This window comes from Collimonas silvisoli, assembly GCF_018305005.1.
In the GTDB taxonomy this organism is placed as follows: Bacteria; Pseudomonadota; Gammaproteobacteria; order Burkholderiales; family Burkholderiaceae_D; genus Collimonas; species Collimonas silvisoli.
In genome coordinates, this window is sequence record NZ_JAGQEG010000090.1 from 1 (window position 1) to 23,104 (window position 23,104).

Below are 23,104 nucleotides of genomic sequence, written 5' to 3' on the forward strand. Positions count from 1 at the left end.
AAAAGCGGAAGCCGGCAAAGCCGTCAAACCACGTATCGCCATTGTTGAACCGATTACCCGTAACAAGCAAGTTGCACCACAAGCACGCAACAAAACGACAGAAAACCGTAAAACCGACAAGGCCCCGGCGGAAAATTCGCGTGCCGTTGCCGACAAACCCACAAAGCCGCCTGAAGGCCATCTCCGTCCGAAGTCGGGCATCAGCCGCGCCGCCGACAAATCCGGCGTGGCCAAATTGTTCGTCCTCGACACCAATGTGCTGATGCACGATCCAACCTCTCTGTTCCGCTTTGAAGAACACGACATCTATCTGCCGATGGTGACGCTGGAGGAACTGGACAACCACAAGAAAGGCATGTCGGAAGTCGCGCGTAACGCACGCCAGGTATCGCGTTCGCTGGATGCGCTGGTGGGCGATGTAGTCGACGATCAGATCGACCATGGCATCCCGTTGTCGAAGCTCGGCAACAAGGACGCCAAGGGACGCCTGTTCTTCCAGACCAAATTGCAAAATGCCGATCTGCCTGAAGGTTTGCCGGTAGGTAAAGCCGACAACCAGATTCTCGGCGTGGTGCGCGGACTGGAAGCCGAGACCCCGGGCCGTGCGGTGGTGCTGGTGTCGAAAGACATCAACATGCGCATCAAGGCGCGGGCCATGGGTCTGCCGGCGGAAGACTACTTCAACGACCATGTGCTGGAAGACACCGATCTCCTGTATTCGGGCATTCAGCAACTGCCGGACGATTTCTGGATCAAGCACGGCAAGGGCATCGAATCCTGGCAAGAAAACAAGCATGGCACCGGCTATACCTTTTATCGCCTGAGCGGACCGCTGGTACCGTCCTTGCTGGTCAATCAGTTCGTTTTCATTGAACCGAAAAACGGCGAGCCTGCGTTCTACGGAGAAGTCACCCAGATCAACGGCAAGACGGCAGTGCTGCAGACATTGCGCGATTACGGCCACGCCAAGAACAGCGTGTGGGGCATTACCGCGCGTAATCGCGAACAGAATTTTGCGCTGAATCTGCTGATGAATCCGGACTGCGATTTCGTCACCTTGCTGGGTCAGGCCGGTACCGGCAAAACCTTGCTGGCGCTGGCGGCAGGACTGGCCCAGGTGCTGGAAACCAAAACCTACAACGAAATCATCGTGACCCGCGTCACGGTGCCCGTCGGTGAAGACATCGGTTTCCTGCCGGGTACCGAAGAAGAGAAAATGGGGCCGTGGATGGGCGCCTTCGACGACAATCTGGAAGTGCTTAACAAATCCGATTCCGACGCCGGCGAATGGGGCCGCGCCGCCACCCAGGATCTGATTCGTTCACGCATCAAGATCAAGTCGCTCAACTTCATGCGCGGCCGTACTTTCGTCAACAAGTTCCTGATCATCGACGAAGCGCAAAACCTGACGCCGAAGCAAATCAAAACGCTGGTCACCCGTGCCGGCCCTGGCACCAAGATCATCTGCCTCGGCAATATCGCCCAGATCGATACGCCTTACCTGACCGAGGGCTCAAGCGGCCTGACGTATGTAGTCGATCGTTTCAAGGGCTGGTCGCACAGCGGCCATGTGACGCTGGCGCGCGGCGAACGTTCGCGTCTGGCAGATCATGCCAGCGATGTGCTGTAAGATCGCGTAAAAGCAAGCGGGACGGCGCAGCGATGCGCTATCCGGATGGCTGAACGGGTGTTATTCAATTTTCATTGAATAACACCCGTTTTTATTTGATGATGTGATATTCCCTCATCTTCCGTGAAGCAAAGCAGACTATGAAACTCGCCATTCTTTCCGACATTCACGCCAATATCTGGGCGCTGCAAGCCGTTCTGGCGGACATCAAAAAACAAGGCGTGGATTTGATCGTCAATGCCGGCGATATCTTGTCCGGCCCGCTGGAGCCGGCTGCCACCGCAGATTTATTGATGCCGCTGCAATTGCCAACCATTCGCGGCAACCACGAGCGCCAGCTGCTGGCCTGCGAACATAAAACCGGACAGCCCGCCGATCAGTTTGCGTTTGAGCACACAAGCCAGACCCAGCGCGACTGGCTCAAAGGATTGCCTGGCACCCTGGCCATCTCCGACGAGGTTTTCATGTGCCACGGCACGCCTGCCAGCGACTTGCATTATTTCCTGGAACAAGTCGATCAGCATGGCTGCCGCATGGCCGCGCCTGCTGAGATTGAAGTCCATGCCGCGGGCGTCACGCATAGCCTGATTATCTGCGGCCATACGCATAAGCCGCGAGCCCACGCGATATCCGGCCAACGCCTGGTAGTCAACCCGGGCAGTGTCGGCTTGCAAGCCTATGACGATGACCAGCCCTACTTCCACGCCATCGAAAACGGCAGTCCGCATGCCCGCTATGCGATTTGTGAAAAAGTCGCTGACGGCTGGAATGTCAGCCACCTGAATATCAGCTACGACCATCACAAGGCGGCCGCCACGGCGCTAAAGAACGGCAGTAGCGATTGGGCGAGATGGCTGTCGACAGGAAGAATATAAACCGGCCGAAAATAAAAAAACGGCGCATTTTTCAATGCGCCGCAACCTTAAGACCCTAATGATTCAGTTAACAACTAGAATGCCGCAGGACGCCATTTCAACAAACGTTTTTCCAAGGTAGTCAGTAAATAATCCGCGGCCAGAGCCACCACCGCCAGCACGATCATCGCAGCAAACACGCCGCTGGCGTTGAAAGCGCCTTGGGCAGTCGAGATCAGCAAGCCGATGCCTTGCTTGGAGCCGAGGAACTCGCCCACCACCGCACCCACCAGGGCGAAACCGAAGCTGACATGCAGACTTGCCAGAATCCAGCTCAGCGCGGAAGGAATCACTACCGACATGGTGACCTGCCGCGGCGATGCGCCAAGGATCTGGGCGTTGGCAATCATGTAACGGTCCGCTTCGCGCACCCCTTGGAAAGCATTGCCGAACACCACGAAGAACACCATTACCACTGCCAGCGCCACTTTGGACGCCATGCCCAGGCCCAGCGCGATCACGAAAATCGAACCCAGCACCACCCGTGGAATCGAATTGGCAACCTGGATATAAATGCTGAAGACATCGGACAGCAATTTATTACGGCCCAGCAAAATACCGCAGATGACGCCAGCCACCGAGCCGATCAGGAAGCCCAGCACGGTTTCTTCCAGGGTCACCAGCACCTGGGTCCATAACGGCCCTTGCGAAGTGCCTTCCATGATCCAGTCATAGATCTGCACCACGATCAGCGACGGTTGCGAAAAGAAGAACGGGTCTATCCATTGCAGCCTGGCTGCCAGTTCCCAGCCGCCCAGAGTGAAAATCAGGATGGCGACGCGCAAGGAAATCACCAGCCAGTAGCGTTGCTTGATTTTTCGTTGCGCCTCTTGTTCGACAGTGGCCAGGCTGGCAGCGCTGAGTTTGTCGATTGCATGTACTTGAGTCATATATTGCCTTTTTCCTCCCGCTGATGCCGTGACGGCAGCTGCGATGGTATGTAAATAGATAAAGCCAAAGATTAGCTAATGTGTACTTCTTCGCGCAGGTCGGCCCAGATCTGGCGCGAGATATCGACGAAGCGCTGTTCATAACGCACTTCCGACATCACCCGCGGCCGCGGCAGGTCGATCTCATACACGCTCTTCAAAGTTGCCGGACGCGCGGTCAGCACGTAGACCTTGTCGGCCAGCGCAATCGCCTCTTCCAGATCGTGCGTGACGAATACCACCGAACCGGCTTGCGACGACCACAATTGCAGCAGCTCGTCTTGCATCAGGACGCGGGTCTGCATGTCGAGCGCGCTGAACGGTTCATCCATCAGCAAAATCTCGGGGCTATTGATAAACGTCTGCGCCAGAGCAACCCGCTTGCGCATGCCGCCGGACAATTGATGCGGATAATGATTGCTGAACTTGTCGAGGCCGACCCGGCGTATCCATTCTTCAGCCAAGGCATAGGCTGCGTCTTTCGGCTTGCCGCGAAACAGCGGTCCGGCCGCCACGTTGTGGAGCACGCTGCGCCAAGGGAATACCGCATCGTTCTGGAATACAAAGCCGATGCGCGGATCGATGCCGTTGACCGGCTCGCCCATGATGCGTACCTCGCCCACGGTCGGCTTGAGCAGGCCGGTGATCATGCTCAGCGTGGTCGATTTGCCGCAGCCGGTTGGCCCCACTACCGCAACAAACTCGCCACGCGCCACGCTCATGGTGAAATCGCGCAAAGCCACGGTGGCTTTGCCGTCGGGAGAAATGAAGCGGCACGAAACATTGCGCAGCTCGATGGCGGGCGTGTCCCGCAAAACCTGAGGCGCCGGCGAGGATGCCGCAGGCGAGGCGTATGTTGCTTGAGTCATTTTGATTTCCTTTGCTGTACAGACCGGAGTCGTGCAGAAGTGCTTGCTTGAGACGAGTCTACCCACCGGAAAGCGCGGCGCGCTTCCGTTCTGCACATTTGATAATAAGCGTCAGTCTTAAGCGTCAGTCTTACTTGGCTTGACTGACAAACTCGTTGGTATAGGTTTTAGCAAGATCGATATGCTTGCCCTTGACGTTCGGATTGAAGCCGGACAAAACCTGCAGCACGGTTTCTGGGCCGCCGGGGGGCATTTTTCCGTCAGATGAAAACATCGGCAGGGAGTTTTGCAAGGCCTGTACATACATAGGCTTGTCATTGCCGTAATAATCCTTCGGCATCTTGTCGGCGATTTCAGCAGCGCTATGGGTGTTGATGAATTTGAGCGTCTTGACGAAGGCACGCGCCAGCTTGGTAGCTTCCGCTTTATGCGTGTTCAGCCATGGACGCTGAACATACAGGCTGGATGCCGGATACAAGCCGCCCAGCGCCTTGACCGTACCCTCGACAGTACGCATATCGACCAGCACCGAAGCCTCGCCGGTTTTCAGCAACTGCGACACGGTCGGTTCAGTCGTCATGCCGGCGTCGATGCGTCCTTGCTTGATGGCTACGATGAAGGTGTTATCGGCGCCCACCGGCAATACCGAATATTGATTGGAAGTGATGCCGTTCTTGGCCGCCAGATACTGCGTCAGGAAATTGGTCGATGAGCCGAGACCTGTTACACCCAGTGTTTTGCCCTTGACGTCAGCCATGCTCTTGATGGTGGCGGCAGCCTTGGTCGATACTACTTCCACTTCGCCCGGCACCTGGCCGAAAACCGTAATCGCCGTAACTTCCTTGCCCTTGCTTTGCAAATCGATGGAATGGTCGTAAAAACCGACTACGGCTTGCACTGCGCCGGCCAGCAATTCATTTTCCGCATCCACGCCAGCCGGTTGCGATTGCAGTTCGACATCGAGTCCCTCTTCCTTGAAGTAACCGAGTTGCTCAGTCAACTTGGCCGGCAGATAGATCATCTTGGTAATGCCGCCGACCATGATGGTGATTTTTCCTGAGTCGGCTGCTATGGCCTGGTTAGCGCCAAGTACGCCGGCGCTCAACAGTGCAGCAGAAAGCAGGGAACCGCGGATGAGGGTATGCATTGTGTTGTCTCCATTTGTTTTTTTGGGATAATGACCGGATCCGCAGGTTGGGATGCCAATGTTCCAGTCTTGAGCGTATTCTAGGATGCATAAACTTTCAACCAGCTTTCCAAATTCGTGTTATTTAGCTTGCAGTGCAACATAACCATGCAGCGTCCAAAACCATACCGCATCCATGAAATTACTCCTGATTGAAGATAATCCTCCGCTTGCACTATGGCTGAGCAAGATCCTGAAAGAGGATAAGTTCACCCTCGACGTCGCCACCGACGGCGAAGCCGCCGATCGTTTGCTGCAAAGCGAAAACTACGATGTCGTCTTGCTCGACTTGCAACTGCCGAAAATGAACGGCAAGAGCGTCTTGCGGCGGCTGCGCGAGCGCCATAACAATGTGCCGGTGATGATTCTCACCGCCAGCGGTTCGATAGACGAAAAAGTCGATTGCCTCGGCGCCGGCGCCGACGACTATCTGGTCAAGCCCTTCGAAGTGCGCGAACTGGTAGCCCGGATCAAGGCCCTGATCCGCCGTCAGACACCTGACAAGGCAGCGGAAATGCATTGCGCCGATCTGCGCTATGACAGCAACACCCGGCAATTCTCGATCGCCGGCCAGTTGCTGGCGCTGCCCGGGCGCGAACATGACGTACTCGAAATCCTGATGCTGAAACAAGGCAAAACCGTCTCCAAGAGCGCCTTGATGGATGGCGTATTCGGGCTCGATGACGAACCCAGCGCCGACGCGATTGAAATCTATATCCACCGCCTGCGCAAGAAGCTGGAGCACTCCCAGGCAGCCATCATGACCTTGCGCGGACTTGGTTATTTACTCAAGCAGAAAGACGTCAATTGATCATCAGCCTGCGCCTGCGCCTGTTGTTGTGGTTGCTGATCCCGCTGACAGTATTTGTCGCCATCAGCGCCATGCTGTCATATCGCAGCGCGCGCCAGACTGCAGATCTGATTCAGGATCATGCGCTGCTGGCGTCGGCCCAGGTGATCGCCGGCGAGATCCAGTGGCTGGACGGCGTACCGCACGCCAGCGTGCCGCCGGCGGCGCTGGAATTGCTAGTCTCGCCGGAGCAGGACCAGGTGTATTACCAGGTGATTACCGATCACGACAGTTTGCTGGCCGGCCGCCCCGATTTTCCGCAGGCGCTGCGCTTCCCGCTGAGCGCGCCGGCATTCAGCACCATCGATTACCATGGCCAGATGCTGCGCGTGGTGAGCCAGGTTCGCACGCTGTACAACGCCGGCCAATTGCACAAGATCGCCATCCTGGTCGGCCAGACCAGACACGCTCGCGACCAGATGCTGGCCGATCTGTGGCGCCCTTCCTTGCACCGTCAGATCGCCATGTTGCTGTTGGCGGTGGCCCTGGTGGTAATTGGCCTGAGCATGGAACTGCGGCCGCTGATGCATCTGAAAGACCAGCTGGCGACGCGCGACACAACCTCGTTGTCGCCGATCAAGGCGGGCCAGCTGCAACTGGAACTGCGGCCTATCGTTGAAGCCATCAACCAAACCATTCAGCGCCTGAATACGCAGGTGTCGGCGCAAAAACGCTTTATCGCCGACGCCGCCCATCAGTTGCGCACGCCCTTGACCTTGCTCGATTCGCAAATCCAGTTTGCGCGCCGCCTGAGCGATGAAAGCAGGCGCGCCGAAGCCCTACAGGTGCTGCAAGCGATGCAGGAAAGCAGCCGCAACATGACCGAGCTGACCAACAAATTGCTGCTGTTATCGCAGGCTGAAGCATCCAACACCACCGCTTTTCTCAGGCAGCCGGTGGACTTGCTGGCGGTCTCGGCCGCGGTGCTGGAAGAGATTGTCGATCTGGCGCAGCGCAAGAATATCGATCTCGGACTTGAGACAAAAATACAGCACGCATGGGTGATGGGAAACGAGGCTTTGTTCACCGCCATGATGATGAACCTGGTCGACAACGCCATCCGCTATACCCCCGTGAACGGCAAAGTGACGGTAGCCATCGCCGCCAATAACGAACAAATCGAGATCAGCGTCAGCGACAACGGCCCGGGGATTCCGGCCGAAGTGCGCGACCGCGTGTTCGAACGCTTTTTCCGCAATGCGGCGCCAGGACAAGACGGCACCGGTCTCGGTCTTGCCATCGTCAAGGAAATCGTGATTGCGACGCAAGGCGCAGTGACCTTGAGCGCCGGCGAGCAGCAGCGCGGCCTGACCGTATTGCTGCAATTACCCGCCTATGCAGCGAATGGTGTCTGTGGCCCGGATGAAAAAACCATCGCCAAGATCTGAACAACACTTCTAGAGTGTCGCCAGCAACAAATTTTATTTTGCAGTATATTCTTGCCTAGGCAATGAATATTTACGCAATAAAGTTGAAAAAATAAGCTGAGAAAATCGTGAGCAACCCGCCCCCATTATTCACTCTGGATACTTACCAGATTGAAGAAAGCATCGGCTACTTGCTGGCGCGTTCGCGCGCCATGCTGGTCAAAAGCTCCGACGAATCGCTGATGCCATACGGGATTACCCATGCGCAAGGCGCTATCATCCTGATGTTGTCTACAGGAAAATATTCCACGGCGGCCGATCTGGCACGCGAGACCTATACCGATGCTGCGTCTACCAAGCGCATGGTCGACCGGCTGGTGGCACGCAATCTGATCAAGCGTGAACCATGCGCGCAGGACAGGCGTTTGATGAAATTGCACTTGACGGCGGATGGCGTGGAATTGTCGAAGCTGGTGCCGCAAGCGTTTTGCAGCGTACTGAACAAACATTTCTCCGAGTTCAGCGCGGAAGAAATCGGTTTCCTGAAATCGATGCTCAGGCGCTTACTGGCAAGTAATTCGCCGCCCGAGAAAACACATTGACTATGCAAGATTTATTTACTCAATATTACCTTTAAACAAGCAGCTATCCCCAGTAGTCGTTCCTGTAATCATTCTATCCGTGGCCGCTAAACCAATCCGTCAAATCAACACCGACATGAACCCACATTCTTCCCCAGCCCGACGCCGCCTGCCGCAACTCGGCACCCAGCGCCTTGCCATCGGCGCCGCCGTACTATTGCTGGCGGCCTGCGCCAACTTCAGCGGAATCCACAGTACTGCCCGTTCCAACAATCCGGACGACTACGCATCGGCATCGTCCCTGCAGGGACAAGGCGGCAGCTGGCCAAGCAGTTCCTGGGTAAGCGGCATGGGCGGCAGCCAGCTACAACAGCTGGTCGATGAAGCGCTGGCCGGCAATCCCAATCTGCAAGCCGCCGCCGCCCGCATAGCAGCGGCGCGTGCCATGGTGGAAGCGGCTGGAGCGACCAGCAAACCGCAAGTCGGCGCCAGCCTGTCGGCCACCCGCCAGCGCTTCACCGAGAACAGCATCTACCCGCCGCCGTTCGGCGGCATGTATGTGACGGATTATGAAACCGCACTGAATTTTACTTACGACCTGGATTTCTGGGGCAAGCACAGCGCCCAGCTAAGCTCTGCCATCTCGCAAAGCAAAGCTGCAGAAGCCGAACACTATGCGGCGCGCCTGGCTTTGACCGCCGCCATCTCGAAAGCCTGGTTGCAACTGGGACGTCAATATGCGCAGCTGGATCTGACTAATCAGCAGCTGGCGCTGCGCGATAAGCTGGACCAACTGACGCGGCAACGCTTCGCTGCCGGCCTCGATACCCAAAGCGACAACCAGCAAAGCCGGCAGCAAGTGGCCGCCCTGCGCGCCGAACAAGCGCAATGGCAGGAAGCGATTGCGCTGACCCGCAATCAAATCGCCGCGCTGATGGGTAAAGGTCCGGATCGCGGTTTGAGCATTGCCCAGCCTGCGCTGCCAGCCGAAAGCGCCATAGCGCTGCCGGACCAGTTGCCGCTTGGCTTGCTGGGACGCCGTCCGGACGTGGTCGCGGCGCGTTGGCAAGTCGAAGCTGCGCAAAGCGATATCAAGGTCGCCAAGACCGAGTTCTATCCGAACGTCAATTTGTCGGCGATGATCGGCTTTTCCAGCCTTGGCTTTTCGAAATTCCTGACCAGCAGCAGCCGGGTAGTCGGCGCCGGGCCGGCCATCCATCTGCCTATCTTTGAGGGCGGCGCCCTGCGCGCTCAACTCAAAGGCCAGGTTGCGGCCTATGACGGCGCGGTGGCAACCTACAACCAGGCGCTCAACGACGCCTTTCATGAAGTGGCGGATAGCGTGCAATCGCTGCATGCGGCGGAAACCCAAGACAAGAATCAACAGGCTGCGGTCGACGCTGCCGAGCGCGGCATGAAACTGGCTGAGCAACGGCAACAGGTCGGCACCGGCAACATGCTGCAAGTGGTGAGCACCCAGATTTCCTGGCTGGCGCAACGTAAACTTGAACTCGACGTGCGCGCTCGCAGAGCCGATCTGCGGGTCAACCTGATCAAGTCGCTGGGCGGTGGTTTCGATGCCGCGGCCGAGGGGCTCAACCCGGCCGAGGCAAGCGCAAATACTGCCGGTCCGCAAGCAAGCGCCGCAAACTGATCATTGATTCTCTAAATAAACCGTTCACTTATTGCGAAACCCGCATCATGACCACACCAAATCAAACTCCACAAGATCCATCCGCCGCTGCAGCAGCCGCTGCTCCGGCAGCAGTCGCCGCCAATGGCAACGGCAAACGCCGCAGCTTGCTGATCGGCGTCACTATCGCCCTTATCATTGTCCTGATCGCCTATGGCATCTGGTGGTTCATCTATGCCCGCCATTACGAAGGCACCGACGACGCGTATGTCGGCGGCAACGTGGTGCAACTGACGCCACAGGTGGGCGGCACGGTATTGGCGATCAATACCGACGATACCGAACTGGTGCAAGCCGGCAAACCGCTGGTGGAACTGGACAAGGCCGACGCCAAGGTAGCGCTGGAGCAGGCGGAAGCCCAGCTGGCGCAAACCGTGCGCCAGGTCCGCACGCTGTTCGTCAACAACGGCACCCTGGTGTCCAACGTCGCTGCCCGCAGCTCTGAACTGGAACGCGCCAGTTCCGACCTGGTGCGCCGCCAGCAATTGATCAGCACCGGGGCCGTATCCAAGGAAGAACTGGATCACGCTAAAGTAGCTGAGCAAGGTGCGAAAGCGGCGTTGCAAGCCGCCCGCGAACAACTGGCGTCGAACCGGGTATTGACCGACCGTACCACGGTCGAACAGCATCCAACCGTGCAAAATGCCGCTGCCCAGGTGCGCAATGCCTATATCAATCTGGCGCGCACCACCTTGCTGGCGCCAACCACCGGCTATGTCGCCAAGCGTTCGGTGCAGGTCGGCCAGCGCGTCGCCGCCGGTACTCCGCTGCTGTCGATCGTGCCGCTGAATGCACTGTGGGTTGACGCCAACTTCAAGGAAGTGCAGATCAACAATATGCGCATCGGCCAGCCGGTTACCTTGAAATCCGATCTGTACGGTTCCAAGATCGAATACCACGGCAAGGTGGTTGGCCTGGCGGCCGGCACCGGCTCCGCTTTCGCGCTGCTGCCGGCGCAAAACGCCAGCGGTAACTGGATCAAGATCGTGCAGCGGATTCCAGTGCGGATTTCGCTCGATCCTAAGGATCTGGAAAGCCATCCGCTGCGCATCGGCGTGTCGATGGACGTCAGTGTCGACATCGCCCAAACCGAAGGCACTTCGCTGACCGCAGGCACTGCGCGTACTGCGCCAGCCTACACCACCGACGTTTTCGATAAGAGCGGCCAGGAAGCCGATCAGCGTATCGCCAGCATCATCGCCGCCAATGACAATGCAGCTGCTGCACATTAAGCTGCGGCAGCCTGCCCTGCCGGACGCCGCCGTCGTGACGGTGGCGGCGTCCGCTATGCGAACCCTTACCGGAATGCCTTCATGAGTTCCCCACAACCAGCGATGCCGGCGCGGCCGCCATCGCAACCACTGCCGCCGCTGACTGGCGGCAAGCTAGTCATGGGCACGGTCGCGTTGTCGCTAGCCGTGTTCATGAACGTGCTCGATTCTTCGATTGCCAACGTCTCGATCCCTGCCATCTCCGGCGATCTGGGCGTGTCGCCGCAACAAGGCACCTGGGTCATCACTTCGTTTGCCGTCGCCAATGCAATCTCGGTGCCGCTCACCGGCTGGCTGACCCAGCGCTTCGGCCAGGTCCGCCTGTTTGTCACATCGATCATCCTGTTCGTGCTGTCGTCGATACTGTGCGGCCTGGCTCCCAGCATGGAAGTGCTGATTGCGGCGCGGGTGCTGCAAGGCGCGGTCGCAGGGCCGATGATTCCTCTGTCGCAGTCCTTGCTGCTATCCAGCTATACCCCAGCCAAGAGCGGCATGGCCCTCGCGTTCTGGGGCATGACCACACTGGTGGCGCCGGTCATGGGGCCGCTGCTGGGCGGCTGGATCTCGGACAATTACACCTGGCCCTGGATTTTCTATATCAATATCCCGGTTGGCGTGTTTGCTGCCTGGGCCACTTGGTCGATCTATCACAAGCGCGAGTCGGCGGTATATAAGCTGCCGATCGATAAAGTCGGCCTTGGCTTGCTGGTGATCTGGGTCGGCTCGCTGCAGATCATGCTGGACAAGGGCAAGGAACTCGACTGGTTCAATTCCTCGACCATTGTGATATTGGGTGCGGTGGCGCTGGTCGCCTTTATTTACTTCGTCATCTGGGAGCTCGGCGACGATCACCCGGTAGTTGACCTGACCCTGTTCAAAAGCCGCAACTTCAGCGGCGGCGTGATCGCGATCTCGGTCGGCTACGGCCTGATGTTCGGCGGCCTGGTGATCCTGCCCCTGTGGCTGCAAACCACGCTTGGCTATACTGCAACGCTGGCCGGTGAAGTGATGGCGCCGGTCGGGATCTTTGCCATCATCCTGTCGCCGTTCATCGGCAAGATCCTGCCCAAGATCGATGCGCGCTGGGTTGCCAGCACCGCGTTCCTGGTCTTTGCCGTGGTGTTTTACATGCGTTCGCAATTCACCGAAAACGTCGACACTTTCACCCTGATGATTCCTACCGTGATCCAGGGTGCAGCGATGGCCATGTTCTTCATTCCGCTGACCTCGATCATCCTGTCAGGCCAGCCGCCGGAAAAGATCCCGTCGGCGGCCGGCCTGTCCAACTTCGTGCGGATCATGTTCGGCGGCATGGGCACTTCGATCACCAGCACATTGTGGGACCGGCGCACATCCTTGCATCATTCGCAGCTGACCGAATTCAGCGGCCCGCATAGCCCGGCATTTACCGATGCGGTAAATAATCTCACCGCCCAAGGCATGCCGGAGCCGGCCGCCTGGGCCACTATCGAGCGCCTGATTACGGTAAAAGCCGCGACCCAGGGCGCCACCGACATATTCTGGATGTCGGCGGTATTGTTCATGATACTGATTGCACTGGTATGGCTGACCAAGCCGCAACGTTCCAGCGTGCCGGTTGACGCTGGCGGTGCTCACTAAAGCGCGAGATAGTCTTCAGGCAATGTTGAAAAAAAGGGCGATGCGCAATCACGCTGCATCGCCCTTCTGGCTTTCTTGCAAACCTGTTTACAAGATGTGCTTACCGATCCACCAGGCAATCGCTGCCATGAAAGCCGACGCCGGAATCGTCAACACCCAGGCCCAGACGATATTCCCCGCCACTCCCCAACGCACTGCAGAGATCCGGCGTGCCGCGCCGACGCCGACGATGGCGCCGGTGATGGTGTGGGTGGTCGAGACTGGAACACCGAGCATGGTAGCCAGGAACAAGGTGATTGCGCCGCCGGTTTCGGCGCAAAAACCACCTACCGGTTTCAATTTGGTGATTTTCTGGCCCATGGTCTTGACGATGCGCCAGCCGCCGAACAAGGTACCCAGGCTGATCGCGCTATAGCAGGAAATAATCACCCACCACGGCGGCAGCGCATCGGTCTGTTGCGAGAAGCCGGTAGCAATCAACAGCATCCAGATGATGCCGATAGTCTTTTGCGCATCGTTGCCGCCGTGGCCCAGGCTATACATCGACGCCGACAACAGCTGCAAGCGACGGAACCATTTGTCGACCTTGCGCGGCGTCGAACGCACGAAAATCCACGACACCAGCACCATCATGATGGAACCGAAGACGAAACCCAGCAGCGGCGACAAGACGATAAACGCAATGGTCTTGATCAAACCCGCCGAGATCAGCGAGCCGGTGCCGGCCTTGGCCACCGCAGCGCCGACCAAGCCGCCGATCAAGGCGTGCGAGGAGGAAGACGGGATGCCGTAGTACCAGGTCAGGATATTCCAGCAGATAGCGCCCACCAAGGCGCCGAAGACGACGTAATGATCGACCACGTTGGGATCGATGGTGCCCTTGCCGACCGTGGCGGCAACGTGCAGCTGGAATACCGCAATCGCGATGAAGTTGAACAGCGCCGCCATGGCAACTGCCTGTTGCGGCTTCAGGACACCGGTGGAAACCACGGTAGCAATAGCGTTGGCAGCGTCATGAAAGCCGTTCATGAAGTCGAATACCAGCGCTAGTGCAATAAGGAAGGCGAGAACGTAAATACTGATTTGAAGAGTGTGCATGAGTAGCCAGAGTCGTTTTTTTTAAGATTGCATCGATGCGACAGCGACCACCGGCCGCCACCGCCCTACTCTGCATCAGGCATTCTCGACGATGATGCCTTCGATGATATTGGCCACATCTTCACAACGGTCGGTGACCGTTTCCAGCAGCTCGTAAATGGCTTTCAGCTTGATCAGGGTGCGCACGTCCGGCTCATCGCGGAACAGTTTCGACATGGCGGCGCGCATCACATGGTCGGCATCCGACTCCAGGCGGTCGATCTCGACGCAGATGGCCAGGATTTCACGCGAGTTATCCATGTTGTGCAGCAGGCCCACCGCTGCCTTGACCTTCTCCGCGCAGCCCAGGCACAGCTCGGCCAGGCGTTTGGCTTCCGGTGTAATCGCCTTGATGTCGTACAGGGAAATGGTCTGTGCCGCATCTTCCAGCAAATCCAGAATGTCATCCATGCGCGTGATCAGCTGATGGATGTCGTCGCGATCGATAGGTGTAATAAACGTCTTGTGCAGCATGTCGATCGCATGGTGGGTGATCTGATCGGCCTGCTTCTCTATGCCTTCGATCGCATGCACGCGAATTTCCAGATCGTCGAAATTAGTCATCAACGCCACCATTTCCTTGGCGCCCTTGACGCATAGTTCTGCGTGCTGGTTAAAGAGCTCAAAGAATTTGCCCTCGGTGGGCATCAATCGTCCAAACATGTTTATTCTCTCTTCTGAGGGTTAAGCTGAATCTATTTATTTACCGGCTATCTTGATTTAAAGCAAACAAATGTCACGGAACTGAAATATATCAGGCTCGCGCGAACGTTGCTAAATAGCTTTTGCAGATTTTGCGTGATTGCAACGGAAATCAATCGCCGCCGTATGGCGCATCCAAATTACCAACGTAATTGTCGAATTTGGTGTACTGGCCGAGGAAACTCAGCCGCACACTGCCGATCGGACCGTTACGCTGCTTGCCGATGATGATCTCGGCGGTGCCCTTTTCTTGCGAATCGGGGTTATACACCTCGTCGCGATAAATAAACAGGATGACGTCAGCATCCTGTTCGATAGCGCCGGATTCGCGCAAGTCGGACATTACGGGGCGTTTATTGGGGCGTTGTTCCAGCGAACGATTCAACTGCGACAGTGCGATCACCGGGCATTGCAGCTCTTTCGCCAAGCCCTTCAAGTTACGCGAGATTTCAGAAATTTCGGTAGCCCGGTTTTCACCCGCATTGTTGGCCGACATCAGCTGCAAGTAATCGATGATGATCAAGCCCAGCGTGCCGCACTGGCGCGACAGGCGGCGTGCGCGTGCGCGCAATTCGATCGAACTCAGGGCTGGGGTTTCGTCGATGAACAGCTGGGCATCATTCATCTTCTGGATCGCATGGGTCAGGCGCGGCCAGTCTTCATCGTTCAGGCGGCCGGTACGCAAGCGGTGCTGATCGAGCTTGCCGACCGAACCCAGCATACGCATGGCGAGCTGGGCGCCGCCCATTTCCATCGAAAAAATCGCCACCGGCAAACCGCTGTCGAGCGCGACGTTTTCACCGATATTCACCGAGAATGCGGTCTTACCCATGGACGGCCGTCCGGCAACGATGACCAGGTCGCCCTTTTGCAAACCGGAAGTCATCTTGTCGAGATCGATGAAGCCGGTCGATACGCCGGTGATGTCGCTCTGGTTGTCGCGGTTGTAGAGCTCGTCGATGCGCTCCACCACTTGCGTCAGCAAAGGCTGGATTTCCTGGAAACCCTGGGCGCCGCGCGCACCTTCCTCGGCAATCGCGAAAATTTTGGACTCAGCCTCGTCCAGCATCTGCTTGACTTCCTTACCCTGCGGGCTGAAAGCCTGGCCGGAAATTTCATCGGCGACGGTAATCAGCTTGCGCAATACGCCGCGGTCGCGCACGATCTCTGCATAGCGACGGATATTGGCGGCGGATGGGGTGTTTTGAGCGAGCGCATTGAGGTAGCTCAGGCCGCCGACCTCTTCCGCCTTGCCGGTGCCGCTCAGCGACTCATAGACAGTGATCACGTCAGCTGGTTTGCTGCCGTTGATCAGCTTCACCATGTGCTGGAAAATGATGCGATGGTCGTAACGATAGAAATCGTCGGCGTTCACAAAGTCGGCGATCTTGTCCCACGCCGCATTATCCAGCAGCAATCCGCCTAGAACGGATTGCTCTGCTTCGATTGAATGGGGTGGTACGCGGAGGGAGTCTAACTGTGGATCGGACGGTGCTTTCATGGCGCGAATTATACCTGCTTCTGATATCTGTCTTGCCACCGCCGCCCAAAAAAAGGATATAAAAAAAGCCGGGAAAACCCGGCTTTTTACTACTACAACAACTATTTGCCAGCAGCGTATTAAACGTGCTCGCCGATCACAGCGATAACGATGTCAACTACGACGTCGGTGTGCAGAGCAACTGCGACAGCGTGTTCGCCAGTAGTCTTCAGCGGGCCGATAGGCAAGCGAACCTGCGATTTTTCAACTGCGAAACCTTGCTTGGTCAGCGCTTCAGCGATATCGAAGTTAGTCACGGAACCGAACAAACGGCCGTCAACACCCGCTTTTTGCGAGATCTGCACGGTCAGGCCGTTCAGCTTCTCGCCCTGGACTTGAGCGGCAGCCAGCTTGGCGGCAGCAGCTTTTTCCAGATCTGCACGTTTCGCTTCGAATTCAGCGATAGCAGTAGTTGTAGCACGACGTGCCATACGTTGTGGAATCAGGAAATTACGTGCGTAACCGTCCTTGACGCGAACAACTTCACCCAGATTGCCGAGATTAACGACTTTTTCCAACAGAATGACTTGCATATTTTTCTCCTATTCCAAGTCGTCAATTAAGCGTTGTGCAGATCGGTGTATGGCAGCAGCGCCAGGAAACGCGCGCGTTTGATCGCGGTGTCCACTTGACGTTGATAGATTGCCTTGGTGCCGGTCAGACGTGCTGGCATGATCTTGCCGTTTTCTTGAACAAAATCCTTCAGCGTGTCGATATCTTTGTAATCAACGCTAGCTACGTGAGCAGCGGTGAAACGGCAGAATTTCTTGCGCTTGAACAGCGGGTTTTGTTGTTGACGCTTGTTTTTCAGTTTGCTTTTATCGAACTTTTTACCGAATGCCATTTTTGGCTCCTGTATCTAAATAATTAATCTGCAATATCTATTGCAGCGAAATCCGTGATGTGAAATACCAGGCTTCTACCATTGCGACTCTTGCGTGCCATGAATCCCGTAAACCAGAACGTCCCGCCCAACGGCGCCTTGCTGAATCTTCCCGAAATCTCGCCGACGGCTAGCGCGGCAATTTCGAATTCAATCAAACGCTTGATGCCTGCTTCAATCGGTTCCGACCGGTGCTGCAACATCGCAGATACGATCGGGATGCCAGCCGGCGTGTAACGCATGACTTCACGTTCGGCAACTTCGGCAACCAGTTGAAACACGTTATTGGGTTGATCCACTCCTGATGAACTCGTTGGTTACGTAATGAATGCTGATAGACGGCCAGTAAAATTAGGCTGCCGGCGCTTCGGTACGATGGCTCTTGGCAGCATCTTCCTTCTGCACAGCCTTCATCATTGGCGAAGGACCAGTTTCAGCCTTCTTCAGCTTAACGGTCAGATGACGCAATACTGCATCATTGAACTTGAAGCCGGTTTCGATTTCAGCCAGAGTTTCGCTGTCGCACTCGATATTGAGGCAGACGTAATGTGCTTTAGCCAGTTTCTGGATCAGGTATGCCAGTTGGCGGCGGCCCCAGTCTTCCACGCGATGTACGGTGCCGCCACGAGTGGTGACGATACCTTTGTAGCGCTCGATCATTGCAGGCACTTGCTCGCTTTGATCTGGATGGACGATAAATACGATTTCATAATGACGCATGTAAGCTCCTTTTGGACGGATTGAAAAATCGCCCACCTCGGCGTCAAGACGAGTGTGGGAAGAGGAAAACCAGCAATAATACTAGCAATTGCGACAAAACTCAACGCTTTCAGGTGCTTAGGCCTAGCCCGGATGCAGGAAAGTGCAAAGGAGCTGCTAAGGAGTGGCCTAATTGCATCAAATTGTCTTGCATTTGCACAAATACTGTACAAAAATACAGACTGTTGTTATGCACAGCACTGACCAGACGCACCAGCGAAGTCTTTGCTGCTTTTCCTTGCACCTCTACGCCGACACCACGCCATGATCAAATTGACCGCCCGTCAACAACAAATCCTCGATCTGATCAAGGACGCCATCGAAAATACCGGCTTCCCGCCCACACGCGCTGAAATAGCGGCAGAGCTTGGTTTTCGCTCCGCCAATGCGGCGGAAGAACATTTGCAGGCGCTGGCGCGCAAAGGCGCCATCGTGATCGCGCCCGGCACTTCGCGCGGAATCCGCCTTACCGAAAGCAGCGTCCGCAGCCAGGGCACGCAACTGGCGCTGCCGCACCCGGCCCTGATGCAACTCAGCCTGCCGCTGGTCGGGCGGGTCGCCGCAGGATCGCCGATCCTGGCGCAAGAGCATATCCAGGCCACCTACAACGTCGACCCCGCCCTGTTCAGCGCCAAGCCGGATTATTTGCTGAAAGTGCGCGGCATGTCGATGCGTGACGCCGGCATCCTGGAGGGCGATTTGCTAGCGGTCAAAAAAACCGACAGCGCCAGAAACGGCCAGATAGTGGTAGCCCGCCTGGGTGACGATGTCACGGTCAAGCGTTATCAAAAATCCGGCTCCGTGATTCAGCTGCTGCCGGAAAACCCGGATTTTGAACCTATCATCGTGACATCCCAACAAGAGGATTTTGCGCTGGAAGGATTGGCGGTCGGCCTGCTGCGCAGTTGGAGCTGATGCGCCAAATTCAGCCAGATTCAGTCAAAATTCAGGAACGATCGAGGCGGCGCCGCTTGGTCAAGATCTGACTGGCAATTCCGCGCAGGATATTCACCTCTTCAGTTTCCAGCTGGGCGCGCGCAAACAAGCGTTTGAGGCGTGGCATCAGCTTTTTGGGACTGGCCGGATCGAGAAACTCAATCTCTACCAGGGCTTTTTCGAGATGCGCAAACATGCCTTCAATATCGGCCAGGCTGGCGGCATTGCCCTGGAAACCGATCTCGCTGCCAGGCGGCGGCGACAAATCCCCACTGGCAGCAACCCTGCATTCATAAGCCAGCACTTGTACCGCCTGCGCCAGATTCAGCGATGAATACTCTGGATTGGCGGGAATATTCAACAGCACATTGCATTTTTCGACAATCTCGTTGGGCAAGCCATAACGCTCGCTGCCGAACAGCACTGCCGCATTCAGGCTGGCATCGCCGGCAAGCTGAGCGGCCAAGGCACGCGGTGCGGTCAAAGGCGGTGAAAATTCACGCAAACGAGCACTCAAAGCCGCAGCGAAGTTGCAACCGTCCAAGGCCTGTTCCACGCTGTCGACAATCCGCGCCGCCGCCAGAATGTCCTGCGCGCCGCTGGCAAACGCAATAGCTTCGTCACGCTGCAACACATCGGGGAAACGCGGATTCACCAGGATCAGCTCAGAAAATCCCATGGTTTTGATAGCGCGGGCAGCCGCGCCGACGTTGCCTGGGCTGCTGGTTTCGACCAGCACAAAGCGCAGCCGATTGAAAAGAGACGTGTTGGTTTTTGCCGGCTTCATTTAAAATAGCGCCATTCTGCGGATTTCTTCGACTAAAAGCTGCTTATTTATCAAAATATTCATCTGGGACGTCCGCATCGTTCATTATTATTCATCAAATAGGTGGTTCTGTTCCCGGTTGGCACAGTGCCGCCATTTTAACGGAACCCGATCATGCATCCAATGCTCAATACGGCCATCAAGGCCGCCCGTAACGGCGCCAAGGTTATCTCGCGCGCCTCTTTCGACCTCGATCTGCTGAAAGTAACAAAAAAACAGCATAACGATTTTGTCACCGAAGTCGACCAGGCCGCAGAAGCAGCGATCATTGATGTATTGAAGAATGCCTACCCCGACCACGGCATCCTGGCCGAGGAATCGGGCGCTTCCGCCAACCTGCACGACGACAATGAAAACGTCTGGATCATCGATCCGCTCGATGGCACCACCAATTTCATCCACGGTTTCCCGCAATACTGCGTATCGATCGCATTGCAACACCGCGGCCAGATCACCCAGGCCGTAGTCTATGACCCGACCCGCAACGATTTGTTCACCGCCACCAAGGGCTCCGGCGCCTATCTGAACGACAAGCGGATTCGCGTCGGCAGACGCGACAAGATCGCCGACGCCCTGATCGGCACCGGTTTCCCCTTCCGCGAAACCGAAGGTCCGGCGATGGATGAATACATGAAAATGTTCCGCATCATGACGCAAAGCTGCGCCGGTCTGCGCCGCCCTGGCGCCGCCGCACTCGATCTGGCATATGTCGCCGCAGGCCGCCTTGACGGCTTCTTTGAAAAAGGCTTGAAGCCCTGGGATATCGCTGCAGGCTCCCTGCTGATCAGCGAATCGGGCGGGATTGTCGGTGATTTCACAGGCGAGTCCGATTATTTATATAAGGGCGACGTACTGGCCGGCAGCCCGAAGGTTTTTGCACAAATGGTTGGCCTGCTGTCGCCGTTCGCCAAGAAATAAAATACAGAATTTCCCGGGACGCGAGGAAGCCCCCTCCCTGCCCGGGAAATATGCAAAACGCTGCTGCTTTTGTCATATCAACTGCGCGGTCGAGCGACTACAATGCATGCGCAACAGCGCAATTGAATAAATCCAACGACCATTATCCCTCAACTCGCAGGAGAAGAATATGGCAGTCAAACCAATTCCCGACGGTTACTCTACCGTCACTCCCTATCTCGTTATCGACGGCGCCGCCGACGCCATCGCGTTTTATAAAAAAGCCTTCAATGCGGTAGAAATATTTCGCATGGAAGGTCCGGATCAACGAATCGGGCACGCAGAAATTAAAATCGGCAATTCTCACATCATGCTGGCCGACGCATTCCCTGAGATGGAAATCCACAGCCCGAAAAAGCTGGGAGGAGCCGGCGTCAGCATCATGCTCTACGTAGACAATGTGAACGTGCTTTACCCGCAGGCAATTGCTGCCGGCGGCACGGAGCTGCGGCCACTGCAAGACCAGTTTTATGGCGATCGCTCCGGCACTCTGAAAGATCCGTTCGGCCACGTCTGGACCATAGCCACGCATATCGCTGACTATTCAGTGGAAGAACTACGCGAGCGCGCCGCTGCCGCCATGAAACAATCCGGCTAATCGACGATTGCCGGACACATTCGCAACATTGCGATCCGCCCCATTCCCCGGACGGATCGCCAACTGTAATTTTATGGCGCGCCGGCCTGCAAGACGGCGGAATTGCTTGCCTGTAGCGCGCAGTTGTTATACTCTGCGGCGACACAGCACATTCTCCAGTCAAATGCTGCTGCCAAGGAGTCGAAACGACTCCAATCTCCTCTAATCCGTTTGCCTGCGACTGGCGCCTCATCATGGGCGACAGGCCGATATTCTTCTATTGAGTTGTCATGTCTTTTTCTGAACTCGGCTTGTCCGAAGCCATCGTTCGTGCCGTAACCGAACACGGATACACCACCCCTACCCCGATCCAGACCCAGGCTATCCCTGCAGTGCTGGCCGGCGGCGATTTGCTGGCCGGCGCCCAGACCGGCACCGGCAAGACCGCCGGCTTCACCTTGCCTGTGCTGCATCGCTTGTCGACATCGGCCACCAACCCGACCGGCAGCCAACGCCCGATCCGCGCGCTGGTGTTGACGCCGACGCGCGAACTGGCGGCGCAAGTCGAAGAAAGCGTGCGCCTGTACGGCAAGTATCTGAAGCTGACCTCGGCCGTGATTTTCGGTGGCGTCGGCATCAATCCGCAAATCAAGCTGCTCAAGCATGGCGTCGATATCCTGGTGTGCACCCCAGGCCGTCTGCTGGACCATATGCAGCAAGGCACCGTCAACCTGAATCACGTGGAAATCCTGATCCTGGACGAAGCCGACCGCATGCTGGACATGGGTTTTATCCGCGATATCAAGAAGATTCTCGCGGTGCTGCCGAAGAAGCGTCAGAACCTGCTGTTCTCGGCCACCTTCTCCGACGAGATCAAGATCCTCGCCGACAATTTGCTGGACTCGCCGGCCATGATCGAAGTGGCGCGCCGCAACTCCACAGTCGAAGTGATCCAGCAAAAGATTCACCCGGTCGACCGCGACCGCAAGCACCCGCTGCTGGCGCACTTGATCAAGGCCCATCAATGGTCGCAAGTGCTGGTGTTTACCCGCACCAAGCACGGCGCCAACAAGCTGGTCGAGCAGCTGGAAAAAGACGGCATCAGCGGCATGGCAATCCACGGCAACAAGAGCCAGTCGGCACGCACCCGCGCGCTGGCCGAGTTCAAGGACGGCAGTCTGCAGGTACTGGTAGCGACTGACATCGCAGCGCGCGGCATCGATATCGATCAACTGCCGCATGTGGTCAACTATGACCTGCCTAATGTGCCGGAAGACTACGTCCACCGGATCGGCCGCACCGGCCGCGCCGGCGCCACCGGCGAAGCGGTATCGCTGGTGTGCGTGGATGAACATCAGATGTTGAAAGACATCGAGAAACTGATCAAGCGCGAATTGCCGAAAGAAGTGGTTGCCGGTTTTGAGCCGGATCCAAATGCGCGCGCTCAGCCGATACAATTGCGTAGCGGTGGCGGCGGCAATCGTGGCGGCGGTGGCGGCGGACGCGGACGTTCACAAGGCGCAGCTCCCGGCTCCAAACCAAGCCAGGGACCATCGCGCGGCCATGGCGGCGGCACCGGCGCACAAGCACGTCCTGCTACCCCACGTCGCTCGGGCGGACGCGGTCGCTAAATCAAGCTAAGCCGAACTGGGCCACGCTGGAACCAGTGCGATGCCGGATCAACCGGCATCGCCACAAAATATCTGCAGCACAAATAGCGCCGACGCGGCCGTCTAAAGCGCCCTCACCGGCACGCTGCCGTCCCACAGTATTTCCCAGCCATGAACGCGATCCACAACGGATCTAGGCGTCTTCATGCAACTCATTGGATACACCTTGGCCGCGTGCGCCGAATCCCCCCCCAAAAAAATCGTGAA

At 56.9% G+C, this 23,104-nt stretch carries 23 protein-coding genes; 12 read left to right on the forward strand and 11 right to left on the reverse strand.

Translation table 11 applies throughout. The annotated features are described in order from the left end of the window. Positions 1 to 52 precede the first annotated feature (52 nt). Both KHU33_RS20420 and KHU33_RS20425 read left to right on the forward strand, forming a co-directional pair. Positions 53 to 1,630, forward strand: coding sequence for a PhoH family protein (locus KHU33_RS20420; RefSeq protein ID WP_407928304.1), 1,578 nt, complete (start codon positions 53 to 55; stop codon positions 1,628 to 1,630). A 140-nt stretch (positions 1,631 to 1,770) separates the two neighbouring features. Continuing rightward, positions 1,771 to 2,505 carry a metallophosphoesterase family protein gene (locus KHU33_RS20425; protein WP_211466297.1) on the forward strand — a complete coding sequence of 245 codons (735 nt, stop codon included), beginning with the start codon at positions 1,771 to 1,773 and terminating at the stop codon, positions 2,503 to 2,505. A gap of 74 nt (positions 2,506 to 2,579) precedes the next feature. On the opposite strand, the gene KHU33_RS20430 is transcribed toward KHU33_RS20425, so the two are convergent. The 3 genes from KHU33_RS20430 to KHU33_RS20440 form a co-directional block, all read right to left on the reverse strand. Beyond that, positions 2,580 to 3,434: an ABC transporter permease gene (locus KHU33_RS20430; protein WP_211466299.1), complete on the reverse strand. Its 855-nt coding sequence runs from the start codon at positions 3,432 to 3,434 to the stop codon at positions 2,580 to 2,582. A gap of 71 nt (positions 3,435 to 3,505) precedes the next feature. Next, positions 3,506 to 4,342, reverse strand: a complete 837-nt coding sequence (locus KHU33_RS20435; RefSeq protein WP_230414436.1) for an ABC transporter ATP-binding protein — start codon at positions 4,340 to 4,342, stop codon at positions 3,506 to 3,508. A 130-nt stretch (positions 4,343 to 4,472) separates the two neighbouring features. Continuing rightward, positions 4,473 to 5,489, reverse strand: a complete 1,017-nt coding sequence (locus KHU33_RS20440) for an ABC transporter substrate-binding protein (protein ID WP_211466302.1) — start codon at positions 5,487 to 5,489, stop codon at positions 4,473 to 4,475. A gap of 175 nt (positions 5,490 to 5,664) precedes the next feature. Here KHU33_RS20440 and KHU33_RS20445 point away from each other — a divergent pair, with 175 nt between their 5' ends. From KHU33_RS20445 to KHU33_RS20470, 6 genes are all read left to right on the forward strand, one after another. After that, positions 5,665 to 6,339: a response regulator gene (locus KHU33_RS20445; RefSeq protein WP_211466304.1), complete on the forward strand. Its 675-nt coding sequence runs from the start codon at positions 5,665 to 5,667 to the stop codon at positions 6,337 to 6,339. Then, the gene (locus tag KHU33_RS20450) at positions 6,336 to 7,766 is read left to right on the forward strand and encodes a sensor histidine kinase (protein ID WP_211466306.1); all 1,431 of its coding nucleotides are present in this window, start codon (positions 6,336 to 6,338) and stop codon (positions 7,764 to 7,766) included. The genes KHU33_RS20445 and KHU33_RS20450 overlap by 4 nt, the downstream gene beginning before the upstream one ends. A 107-nt stretch (positions 7,767 to 7,873) precedes the next feature. Next, positions 7,874 to 8,347: a MarR family winged helix-turn-helix transcriptional regulator gene (locus KHU33_RS20455; protein ID WP_211466308.1), complete on the forward strand. Its 474-nt coding sequence runs from the start codon at positions 7,874 to 7,876 to the stop codon at positions 8,345 to 8,347. Positions 8,348 to 8,462: 115 nt separating this feature from the next. Then, a complete protein-coding gene (locus KHU33_RS20460; RefSeq protein ID WP_230414437.1) occupies positions 8,463 to 9,980 on the forward strand; it encodes an efflux transporter outer membrane subunit in 1,518 nt (505 codons plus the stop codon). A 47-nt stretch (positions 9,981 to 10,027) separates the two neighbouring features. Continuing rightward, positions 10,028 to 11,251 carry an HlyD family secretion protein gene (locus KHU33_RS20465; RefSeq protein ID WP_230414438.1) on the forward strand — a complete coding sequence of 408 codons (1,224 nt, stop codon included), beginning with the start codon at positions 10,028 to 10,030 and terminating at the stop codon, positions 11,249 to 11,251. Positions 11,252 to 11,332: 81 nt separating this feature from the next. After that, positions 11,333 to 12,910, forward strand: a complete 1,578-nt coding sequence (locus KHU33_RS20470) for a DHA2 family efflux MFS transporter permease subunit (RefSeq protein WP_329956097.1) — start codon at positions 11,333 to 11,335, stop codon at positions 12,908 to 12,910. Between the two features lie 87 nt (positions 12,911 to 12,997). Here the strand turns inward: KHU33_RS20470 and KHU33_RS20475 are convergent, their stop codons facing one another. From KHU33_RS20475 to rpsF, 7 genes are all read right to left on the reverse strand, one after another. Next, entirely contained in the window at positions 12,998 to 14,008 is a 1,011-nt protein-coding gene (locus KHU33_RS20475; RefSeq protein WP_211466312.1) for an inorganic phosphate transporter, read from the reverse strand. Between the two features lie 75 nt (positions 14,009 to 14,083). Then, complete coding sequence (locus tag KHU33_RS20480) at positions 14,084 to 14,710, reverse strand: DUF47 domain-containing protein (protein ID WP_211466314.1); 627 nt, start codon at positions 14,708 to 14,710, stop codon at positions 14,084 to 14,086. Positions 14,711 to 14,861: 151 nt separating this feature from the next. Continuing rightward, positions 14,862 to 16,250 (reverse strand): replicative DNA helicase, encoded by a 1,389-nt coding sequence (locus KHU33_RS20485; RefSeq protein ID WP_211466316.1) that lies wholly within the window; start codon positions 16,248 to 16,250, stop codon positions 14,862 to 14,864. 119 nt (positions 16,251 to 16,369) lie between these two features. After that, positions 16,370 to 16,822 carry a 50S ribosomal protein L9 gene (gene rplI / locus KHU33_RS20490; protein WP_211466318.1) on the reverse strand — a complete coding sequence of 151 codons (453 nt, stop codon included), beginning with the start codon at positions 16,820 to 16,822 and terminating at the stop codon, positions 16,370 to 16,372. A 26-nt stretch (positions 16,823 to 16,848) separates the two neighbouring features. Further along, on the reverse strand, positions 16,849 to 17,133 hold the full coding sequence (rpsR, locus tag KHU33_RS20495) for a 30S ribosomal protein S18 (protein WP_014006464.1): 285 nt from the start codon (positions 17,131 to 17,133) through the stop codon (positions 16,849 to 16,851). Positions 17,134 to 17,156: 23 nt separating this feature from the next. Continuing rightward, positions 17,157 to 17,414, reverse strand: coding sequence for a primosomal replication protein N (gene priB / locus KHU33_RS20500; RefSeq protein WP_230414440.1), 258 nt, complete (start codon positions 17,412 to 17,414; stop codon positions 17,157 to 17,159). Between the two features lie 109 nt (positions 17,415 to 17,523). Beyond that, positions 17,524 to 17,892, reverse strand: coding sequence for a 30S ribosomal protein S6 (gene rpsF, locus KHU33_RS20505; protein ID WP_038488331.1), 369 nt, complete (start codon positions 17,890 to 17,892; stop codon positions 17,524 to 17,526). A gap of 303 nt (positions 17,893 to 18,195) precedes the next feature. Between rpsF and lexA the strand changes: the two genes are divergently transcribed. Then, entirely contained in the window at positions 18,196 to 18,846 is a 651-nt protein-coding gene (lexA, locus tag KHU33_RS20510) for a transcriptional repressor LexA (protein ID WP_211466322.1), read from the forward strand. Positions 18,847 to 18,877: 31 nt separating this feature from the next. On the opposite strand, the gene KHU33_RS20515 is transcribed toward lexA, so the two are convergent. Further along, positions 18,878 to 19,654 (reverse strand): RNA methyltransferase, encoded by a 777-nt coding sequence (locus tag KHU33_RS20515; RefSeq protein ID WP_211466324.1) that lies wholly within the window; start codon positions 19,652 to 19,654, stop codon positions 18,878 to 18,880. A 153-nt stretch (positions 19,655 to 19,807) separates the two neighbouring features. Here KHU33_RS20515 and KHU33_RS20520 point away from each other — a divergent pair, with 153 nt between their 5' ends. The 3 genes from KHU33_RS20520 (at position 19,808) to KHU33_RS20530 (ending at position 22,858) form a co-directional block, all read left to right on the forward strand. After that, the gene (locus tag KHU33_RS20520) at positions 19,808 to 20,611 is read left to right on the forward strand and encodes an inositol monophosphatase family protein (protein ID WP_211466326.1); all 804 of its coding nucleotides are present in this window, start codon (positions 19,808 to 19,810) and stop codon (positions 20,609 to 20,611) included. Positions 20,612 to 20,780: 169 nt separating this feature from the next. Continuing rightward, positions 20,781 to 21,248, forward strand: a complete 468-nt coding sequence (locus tag KHU33_RS20525; protein ID WP_211466328.1) for a VOC family protein — start codon at positions 20,781 to 20,783, stop codon at positions 21,246 to 21,248. A 269-nt stretch (positions 21,249 to 21,517) separates the two neighbouring features. Then, positions 21,518 to 22,858: a DEAD/DEAH box helicase gene (locus KHU33_RS20530; protein WP_211466330.1), complete on the forward strand. Its 1,341-nt coding sequence runs from the start codon at positions 21,518 to 21,520 to the stop codon at positions 22,856 to 22,858. Positions 22,859 to 23,104: the final 246 nt, after the last annotated feature.

What these genes read in the sequence shown, in the direction of transcription:
- KHU33_RS20515 (WP_211466324.1), bottom strand. Translation starts at nt 19,654, where the DNA reads ATGAAGCCGGCAAAAACCAACACGTCTCTTTTCAATCGGCTGCGCTTT.
- KHU33_RS20425 (WP_211466297.1), top strand. Translation starts at nt 1,771, where the DNA reads ATGAAACTCGCCATTCTTTCCGACATTCACGCCAATATCTGGGCGCTG.
- KHU33_RS20460 (WP_230414437.1), top strand. Translation starts at nt 8,463, where the DNA reads ATGAACCCACATTCTTCCCCAGCCCGACGCCGCCTGCCGCAACTCGGC.
- KHU33_RS20470 (WP_329956097.1), top strand. Translation starts at nt 11,333, where the DNA reads ATGAGTTCCCCACAACCAGCGATGCCGGCGCGGCCGCCATCGCAACCA.
- priB (WP_230414440.1), bottom strand. Translation starts at nt 17,414, where the DNA reads ATGCGTTACACGCCGGCTGGCATCCCGATCGTATCTGCGATGTTGCAG.
- KHU33_RS20525 (WP_211466328.1), top strand. Translation starts at nt 20,781, where the DNA reads ATGGCAGTCAAACCAATTCCCGACGGTTACTCTACCGTCACTCCCTAT.
- rpsR (WP_014006464.1), bottom strand. Translation starts at nt 17,133, where the DNA reads ATGGCATTCGGTAAAAAGTTCGATAAAAGCAAACTGAAAAACAAGCGT.
- KHU33_RS20430 (WP_211466299.1), bottom strand. Translation starts at nt 3,434, where the DNA reads ATGACTCAAGTACATGCAATCGACAAACTCAGCGCTGCCAGCCTGGCC.
- KHU33_RS20440 (WP_211466302.1), bottom strand. Translation starts at nt 5,489, where the DNA reads ATGCATACCCTCATCCGCGGTTCCCTGCTTTCTGCTGCACTGTTGAGC.
- rpsF (WP_038488331.1), bottom strand. Translation starts at nt 17,892, where the DNA reads ATGCGTCATTATGAAATCGTATTTATCGTCCATCCAGATCAAAGCGAG.
- KHU33_RS20475 (WP_211466312.1), bottom strand. Translation starts at nt 14,008, where the DNA reads ATGCACACTCTTCAAATCAGTATTTACGTTCTCGCCTTCCTTATTGCA.
- KHU33_RS20530 (WP_211466330.1), top strand. Translation starts at nt 21,518, where the DNA reads ATGTCTTTTTCTGAACTCGGCTTGTCCGAAGCCATCGTTCGTGCCGTA.
- KHU33_RS20480 (WP_211466314.1), bottom strand. Translation starts at nt 14,710, where the DNA reads ATGTTTGGACGATTGATGCCCACCGAGGGCAAATTCTTTGAGCTCTTT.
- KHU33_RS20465 (WP_230414438.1), top strand. Translation starts at nt 10,028, where the DNA reads ATGACCACACCAAATCAAACTCCACAAGATCCATCCGCCGCTGCAGCA.
- KHU33_RS20485 (WP_211466316.1), bottom strand. Translation starts at nt 16,250, where the DNA reads ATGAAAGCACCGTCCGATCCACAGTTAGACTCCCTCCGCGTACCACCC.
- lexA (WP_211466322.1), top strand. Translation starts at nt 18,196, where the DNA reads ATGATCAAATTGACCGCCCGTCAACAACAAATCCTCGATCTGATCAAG.
- KHU33_RS20435 (WP_230414436.1), bottom strand. Translation starts at nt 4,342, where the DNA reads ATGACTCAAGCAACATACGCCTCGCCTGCGGCATCCTCGCCGGCGCCT.
- KHU33_RS20445 (WP_211466304.1), top strand. Translation starts at nt 5,665, where the DNA reads ATGAAATTACTCCTGATTGAAGATAATCCTCCGCTTGCACTATGGCTG.
- rplI (WP_211466318.1), bottom strand. Translation starts at nt 16,822, where the DNA reads ATGCAAGTCATTCTGTTGGAAAAAGTCGTTAATCTCGGCAATCTGGGT.
- KHU33_RS20520 (WP_211466326.1), top strand. Translation starts at nt 19,808, where the DNA reads ATGCATCCAATGCTCAATACGGCCATCAAGGCCGCCCGTAACGGCGCC.